Annotated in this window: 4 protein-coding genes; all 4 read left to right on the forward strand. The window is 39.6% G+C overall.

Going from position 1 to position 4,343, the window contains the following annotated elements; translation table 11 throughout:
- On the forward strand, positions 1-1,381 hold a 1,381-nt coding region (locus HT723_RS11260), incomplete at its 5' end, for a hypothetical protein (RefSeq protein WP_188111031.1).
- A 753-nt stretch (positions 1,382-2,134) separates the two neighbouring features.
- Positions 2,135-2,260: a hypothetical protein gene (locus HT723_RS11860; protein ID WP_014017312.1), complete on the forward strand. Its 126-nt coding sequence runs from the start codon at positions 2,135-2,137 to the stop codon at positions 2,258-2,260.
- Between the two features lie 79 nt (positions 2,261-2,339).
- On the forward strand, positions 2,340-2,888 hold the full coding sequence (locus HT723_RS11065) for an Abi family protein (RefSeq protein ID WP_188111032.1): 549 nt from the start codon (positions 2,340-2,342) through the stop codon (positions 2,886-2,888).
- 290 nt (positions 2,889-3,178) lie between these two features.
- Complete coding sequence (locus HT723_RS11070) at positions 3,179-4,282, forward strand: FAD-dependent oxidoreductase (protein WP_023940312.1); 1,104 nt, start codon at positions 3,179-3,181, stop codon at positions 4,280-4,282.
- Positions 4,283-4,343 lie beyond the last annotated feature (61 nt).

The following is a 4,343-nucleotide window of genomic DNA, read 5'->3' on the forward strand; positions in this document are numbered from 1 at the left end:
AGCAGAAGCAGATGTTGCAGCAGCGAAGGAAGCAGCCAAAGCAGTATTAGCTAAAGGTGACAATGCGACAGCAGCTGAAGTTCAAGAAGCGCAAGAAAAAGTAACAGAAGCGCAAGGTAAGTTAGACAAAGCGAAAGAGCAGTTAGTCGACAAAGCAGCCAAGACAGCTCTGGTAGTAACACCAGTAGCAGACCCAGCGCATTTAACAGAAGCCGAAAAAGCCAAAGTTAAAGAAGCCGTTTCGAAAGCTAACCCAACAGCCACCAACGTAGTTGTAAAAGACAATGGAGACGTAACTGTCACATTACCAGATGGAACAACTAAAGAAATTCCATCGACAGAAACCGTAGAGAAATCTAAGGTAGAGGTAACGCCAGTAGCAGACCCAGCGCATTTAACAGAAGCCGAAAAAGCCAAAGTTAAAGAAGCCGTTTCGAAAGCTAACCCAACAGCCACCAACGTAGTTGTAAAAGACAATGGAGACGTAACTGTCACATTACCAGATGGAACAACTAAAGAAATTCCATCGACAGAAACCGTAGAGAAAAAATCTGGTAATAATAGTACTGATACTAGCAACAGTGGCAACACCAACAATGGAGCTACTACCAACCCTGCTGGCAGCAATAGCAACAGTGTGACACCAGATAACAGAGGCAATACTCCAGCCCCTGGTGTGACAATTGACAATAGTAGCAATACGACCCTTACTACTCCATCGTCTACTGTTGGACAGGCACAAGCAAGCACTTCGACTCAAGAAACGCCAGTTTCTACAAGCACTCCAAACAATTCAGGAACTACAGTGACTCCTAACGAGACTCGTCCTGTTGACAAGTCTGAGCTTGCTCGATTGGTTGAAGGATTGGAAAGTCGTTTGAAAGATTTGGATGATATAGATAGTACAACGCTTGAGTCAGCTAAAGCTCTTCTTACAGAGATTAAACAAGCTCTTAATGACGAAAGTTTGACAGAGTCCGATTTGCGTGATATTGTTAGAAGAGTGAGAGAGGTAATAGACTCCTTAAAAGGTGTGAAAGAAGACCAGCAAAATCAAGAAAAAGATCAGATGAAAGACGATAGTCAGACAACTACTGAATTTTCATATGTAGTAATAATTGGCAGTCTACTTGCCCTTCTTGGGCTCCTTCTCTTCCTCATCGCGCGTCGTAAGAAAGAGTCAGAACTCAAGAAATTGGTCAAGGAACTAAGCAAGCTTGAAGCAGAATTGGATTCTACAAATGTGGATACGAAAGTTCTCGACCAAGCACGAGAAGCTCTCGCTCAAGCAGTTGCTTTCCTAGCCAATGAGAAAGAGTCTGACCACACAGAAGACGAGTTGATTGAGAAACTCAAAGCGATTCTTGCTCAGCTAAGATAAGCGACATGTTGAAATATCGCAGGTGACCATAGAAGTTACTACATTGCTGGATAATGACGATAGGAAAAGTTAGTCGCAAACCTGTAGTGGGAATATACCAGCTTCTAGTGGGGAAGTGGTTCTGGGAACAGGACACCGTCTTTTAAATGGGAGTGTTTCCTCCTCTAGTACAAGTAGAAGTCTTTGATGGTAGAGTAAGATAAAGAAGAAACACGAAACAAGTAAGATAGTTCATGAAATGGAACTGAAAATTGCTGGTGTGGACTCTTGAAGGAAGTAATGGATAGAAAGAAGTTGAAAAGCGTCTTTCTATCCATCTTTCTTTAGGAGTCGATGTAAGCGCTCTCTATCTCTTGGTTTTGTCAGATGATTGTGCTCTCCATAACCAACCATACGTATATCATATATAGTAGATTGAAATAAGATATGAACAAAGAGATTGAGAAAGTCAAATTAATTTCTAGAAATATTTTAGAATCCGTAGCCTACTATTCTAGGCTCAATATACTACACTTAAAAAATATTTCTATTGATTAATAGGGATTATTGTGGTATAATCTAGGTAGATTAGAGGTCATCAAAGGTGCAGCAATGTATAACTAGGTGACCTTTTTTCATATAGTGGAGACTGTTAGAATGAATGTTGCCATATTTGAATTAACAAATTTCAAGGAATATATTCCTTGAAATATTGATATAGTTGATAAAATACGATTAGTTTATAATCCTGTGTTAGCACTTACTACGTTAAAAATGGCGATTGAACCTGCACTGACAGAAGAAGAATTGTATCAACATATGAAAGATAAATCTCATTGGGATTTTTCATATAATGTTGATGATGAATTTTATAAAAAGGATTGCGTAGATTTATGGTAAATTGGTTAATCGTCAGTATATTTTAGCTAAGTAAGCCTACTTATTTGATAGTTACCTTAGAAATTTCCTTCAAGAAATATTGGAGAGAATTGAAGTCTTTTTGAAAAAGAGTACCGCTGATGCTCTGACGCTTGGATACCAAAAAACTATTTATATTTTTGAAGACGATGATTTATATTTTTCTGAACAATCTAAATACTGCAAGGATAACCCTAAACGTCAGGATACTGTCTTGAAAACAAAGTATCATTTATCGCGGTTTATTTTTGAAAAACAAGATGATTCCATAGTAAAGAATCAGATTAGACAATATGGTGTTGTGTTGCCTTGGACTGTTTTTCGTTTAATGACATTTGGAAATATATCATCATTTCTTGTCGCCTTACAACCAGGTTATCGAAATAAGGTTGCTGCTTATATTAGTTTGCTCTTGTATAAGGATGATAAAATTCCAGCTAAAATCTTATTGTCCTGGTGTAATGCACTTCGATATCTTAGAAATATATGCTCATATAATGGCAGATTATATGAACGCTTACACCATACCTTACCTGCTCTTCATCATTCTGATAAGGAGTTATTGGAGACAAACTCAGAGAATGATGATAAGACATTATTTATTTTATAGCAATGAGACATCTTATTTTGTCCATGTCCCTAGAAACCCAGAATTTTTGGAATAAAAAATACAAAATTTACTAGAAGAAGGAAGTAGAGAACAAGTTGATTTGAGACACTACGGTCTTCCAGAGGACTGGGTGAACTTATTGACAATTAAGAATAGGATAATCTCTTAGATAGATAATTATTGGAAAGAATAAGATAGTATGGAGGTCTAGTATAAAACAAAATAAAGGGCACAAAACATTTTTATTCTGTGTTGTGCCTTGAGTGAAACAAAAGGAATAAATTATAACAATGAAAAAAGTTGCCATTATTGGAGCAGGAATTGTGGGGGCAACAGCTGCCTACCACCTCTCGAAAGAAAGTGACCTAGAGGTAACCGTCTTTGACCATGGACAAGGTCAGGCTACCAAGGCTGCAGCAGGAATTATCAGTCCTTGGTTTTCCAAACGCCGCAATAAAGCTTGGTACAAAATGGCGCGCTTGGGGGCTGATTTTTATGTGGATTTATTAGCTGATTTAGAGAAATCAGGGCAAGAAATCGACTTTTACCATCGTTCGGGAGTCTTTCTCCTGAAAAAGGATGAATCCAAGTTGGAAGAACTCTATGAATTAGCCCTCCAGCGCAGAGAAGAATCTCCCTTGATAGGGCAATTAGCCATTCTGGACCAAGCATCATCTAATGAATTATTCCCTGGTTTGCAGGGATTTGACCGTCTGCTCTATGCTTCTGGTGGAGCGAGAGTAGATGGCCAACTTTTAGTGACTCATTTGCTGGAATCAAGTCATGTCAAGCTGGTCAAAGAAAAAGTGACTCTGACACCGTTAGCATCAGGCTACCAGATTGGTGAAGAGGAGTTTGAGCAGGTTATTTTGGCGACGGGAGCTTGGTTGGGGGATATGTTAGAACCCTTGGGTTATGCTGTGGATGTCCGTCCTCAGAAAGGACAGCTCCGAGATTATCAGCTGGCCCAAGACATGGAATTTTACCCTGTTGTCATGCCAGAAGGGGAATGGGATTTGATTCCTTTTGCAGGTGGTAAATTGTCCCTAGGTGCTACCCATGAAAATGATATGGGATTTGATTTGACGGTAGATGAAATCTTGCTCCAGCAAATGGAGGAGGCAGCCTTACCTCACTATCCAGTTTTAGCTAGAGCGACTTCAAGGGCTGAGCGTGTGGGAATCCGTGCCTATACTAGTGATTTCTCTCCTTTCTTTGGGCAAGTGCCAGAATTGGCAGGTGTCTACGCTGCTAGTGGACTAGGTTCATCAGGCCTCACAACTGGTCCTATTATTGGTTACCACCTAGCTCAATTGGTCAAAGGCAAGGAGTTGACTTTGAACCCTGAAAACTACCCAATTGAAAACTATGTCAAACCGGTAAAAAGCGAATAATACTCAATGAAAATCAAAAAACAAACTAGGAAACTAGCAGCGGGCTGCTCAAAGCACTGCT

Origin of the sequence: Streptococcus sp. 2106 (genome assembly GCF_013277315.1) — a bacterium.
GTDB lineage: Bacteria > Bacillota > Bacilli > Lactobacillales > Streptococcaceae > Streptococcus > Streptococcus pseudopneumoniae.